Origin of the sequence: Dietzia sp. Cai40 (genome assembly GCF_014145165.1) — a bacterium.
GTDB classification, from domain to species: Bacteria; Actinomycetota; Actinomycetes; order Mycobacteriales; family Mycobacteriaceae; genus Dietzia; species Dietzia natronolimnaea.
On record NZ_JAALEB010000287.1, the window covers coordinates 1 to 2,695 of the forward strand.

General features: G+C 70.5%; 4 protein-coding genes. 3 read left to right on the plus strand and 1 reads right to left on the minus strand.

What is annotated here, in order from left to right; all coding sequences use genetic code 11:
• The first annotated feature begins 124 nt into the window (after positions 1–124).
• Complete coding sequence (locus G6022_RS11310) at positions 125–406, plus strand: DUF2516 family protein (RefSeq protein WP_179523422.1); 282 nt, start codon at positions 125–127, stop codon at positions 404–406.
• On the plus strand, positions 403–1,113 hold the full coding sequence (locus tag G6022_RS11315) for a MerR family transcriptional regulator (protein ID WP_182610498.1): 711 nt from the start codon (positions 403–405) through the stop codon (positions 1,111–1,113). The genes G6022_RS11310 and G6022_RS11315 overlap by 4 nt, the downstream gene beginning before the upstream one ends.
• A gap of 61 nt (positions 1,114–1,174) precedes the next feature.
• Here G6022_RS11315 and purU read toward each other — a convergent pair whose 3' ends face one another.
• The gene (purU, locus tag G6022_RS11320) at positions 1,175–2,041 is read right to left on the minus strand and encodes a formyltetrahydrofolate deformylase (protein WP_182639773.1); all 867 of its coding nucleotides are present in this window, start codon (positions 2,039–2,041) and stop codon (positions 1,175–1,177) included.
• 54 nt (positions 2,042–2,095) lie between these two features.
• Between purU and deoC the strand changes: the two genes are divergently transcribed.
• Positions 2,096–2,695, plus strand: a 600-nt coding sequence (deoC, locus tag G6022_RS11325) for a deoxyribose-phosphate aldolase (RefSeq protein WP_182691590.1), incomplete at its 3' end; no start/stop codon positions are given.

The following is a 2,695-nucleotide window of genomic DNA, read 5'->3' on the forward strand; positions in this document are numbered from 1 at the left end:
GCCCCCGGCCCGCTCTCCCCGAGCGGGCCGGGGGCGGCTCTCGTCACGGGGCCGTCGAACCCCCAACTCCACGCCGTGAACATCGATGGCCGGGGTGTCGGACGCGCCGACTACACTGGCGGTTGTGATAGATGCATTGCCCGGAACCTGGGGCCTCATCCAGCTCGCGATCCAGGCGGCCCTCGTGGCGTGGGCGCTCGTCGGCCTGGTGCTGGCGGTCCTTCCTCCCGCGTCGGCGTACTCGATGGAGGGGAAGTGGCCCAAACCGGCCTGGATCGGTATCTGCGCCGGAGCCGCCCTCTTCTTCGCGATCCGGCCGTTCGGGATCCTCGGAATCGTGGCGATGGTGGCGGTCGGGGTGTTCTTCGCCGACGTCAGGCCTGCCGTCGGCGGCAGGCGCAGGTGAGTGCCAGGGGGTCCGCGCCGCTGCAGCGCATCGAGGAGCTGGCGGAGACCTCCGGCGCGACCGTTCGCAATATCCGCGTCTATCAGGAACGCGGGTTGCTCCAGCCGCCCATCCGACAGGGCCGGACCGCGCTCTACGGGCCGGATCACCGCAGTCGGCTCGACCTGATCCTTCGCCTGCTCAACCGGGGATACACCTTCGCCACGATCGAGGAGCTGCTCATCGCCGAGCGGCACGGGTTCACCCTCGCCGAGTTGCTCGAGGTCGAGAGCGTACGGGGCGAGCGCAGGCCCTCGGGGTCCCGACGGCGACTCACCCGGGCGGAGTCCCAGGCGGTCGCCTCGTTCGACATGCCCGAGGAGTTGATCGACGTGGGGGAGTCCCTCGGTCTGATCACCGAACCGGGAGCAGCCGACCACTTCTTCTCCGACGTCTACATGGCCGATCTCCTGCGTGACCTGATCGTCCTCGGCGTGGACGAGGAGGGTATCGAGAAGATCGGCCGCCTGTTCATGGAGGGTCAGAGCCGGGCGGCAGAGGCGTTCACCGTTCTGGTGGAGACCGTTCGCGGGGCGGGGATGGACCAGGCCGTGCTCGAGAAGCGGGTCCGGTCGATTCTTCCCCGGGCCGGCGCGGCCGCCCGGTTGATCTTCCTGTCCGCCGCCGAGACCCTGCTCACCGAGCGCCACGGTTTCTCCCGCGGCTGAGCCTTCTCCTGTCGCTGGGCCTCGTCTCAGGTGAAGACGACGGTCCGGGCGTCGCCTCGTCTCAGGTGAAGACGACGGTCCGGACGTCGTGGACCAGGACGCGGTCCTCGAGGTGCCACCGCAGCCCGCGGGCCAGCACCAGCTTCTCGGCGTCGCGGCCCTGCCGGACCATGTCCTGCACTGTCGCCGCGTGGTCGACGCGGATGACGTCCTGCTCGATGATCGGTCCCTCGTCGAGGTCGGCGGTGACGTAGTGGCAGGTCGCCCCGATGAGCTTGACCCCCCGGATGTGCGCCTGGTGATAGGGGCGCGCCCCCACGAAGCTCGGCAGGAAGCTGTGATGGATGTTGAGGGCGCGACCGGCCCAGCGGGAGCACAGATCGTCCGGCAGGACCTGCATGAAGCGGGCCAGGACGATGGCGTGCGGGTCGATGTCGTCGACGATCGAGGACACCTCGGCGAACGCCGGACCCCGCTCGGCCGGATCCGCGGGGAACGGCACGTGATGGAAGGGGATGCCGTGCGCCTCGGTCATCCCCCGCAGGGTGTCGTGGTTGCCGATCACGGCGCGGATGCGGGCGGGGAAGTCCCCGCTGTCCACCCGGCCCATGAGGTCGTGCAGGCAGTGCCCCTCCTTGGACACCAGGACGACGATGTCCTTCGGTTCGCTGGAGTCGGCGATGTTCCAGTCCGTCTCCGGGCCGAGCTCGGCGGCCACCCGTGAGAAGCGGCGGCGCAGCTCGTCGAGGTCCATCCCGATCGACTCGGCGTCCACGGACTGCCGGGTGAAGAACCAGCGGGAGTTCTCGTCCGCGTGGTAGGCCGCCTCCACGATGGTGCCGCCGAGCTCGGCGAGGAACGTGGCGATGCGGGCGACGATGCCGATGCGGTCGGGGCAACCCAGCGTGAGGACGTAGCGGCGTGACATGAACGGTCATTGTGCCAGCAGGGGGTGGTGGGGAGCCCCGCTAGGCTGGCCGGCATGGATGCCACGCCACAGATTCAGCTGACCCGCGCCCGCGTCGCGGCGATGATCGACCACACGTTGCTCTCCCCGGACGCCTCCCGCGAGGACGTCCAGGCCTGTGTCGACGAGGCCCGCGCTCTCGGGGTCAAGGCGGTGTGCGTGAGCCCGGCGATGCTCCCGGTGCGGGCGGAGGGCCTGACGGTGGCGACCGTGGCCGGCTTCCCGTCCGGGAAACACCACGCGTTGGTCAAGGCCATGGAGGGACGGCTGGCGGTGGATCAGGGCGCCGTCGAGGTGGACATGGTGATCGACGTGGGTGCGGCGATCGCCGGCCTGGTGGACGAGGTGATGGCCGACGTGCTGACGATGCGCGACGCCGTGCCCCCGCCCACCGTGATCAAGGTGATCCTCGAGACCGCCGCGATCCACCGGGCGCTGGGCGAGGAGGCGGGGGACCGGCGGGTCGAGGAGCTGTGCCACGCCGTCGCGCGCGCGGGGGCGGACATGGTCAAGACCTCCACCGGCTTCCACCCGGCCGGCGGCGCCAGCGTGCGTGCGGTCGCCGCCATGAACCGGGCGGTGGGCGGGCAGCTCGGGATCAAGGCCTCGGGCGGG

Coding starts and splice junctions, on each gene's coding strand:
- purU (WP_182639773.1), bottom strand. CDS start 2,041: ATGTCACGCCGCTACGTCCTCACGCTGGGTTGCCCCGACCGCATCGGC.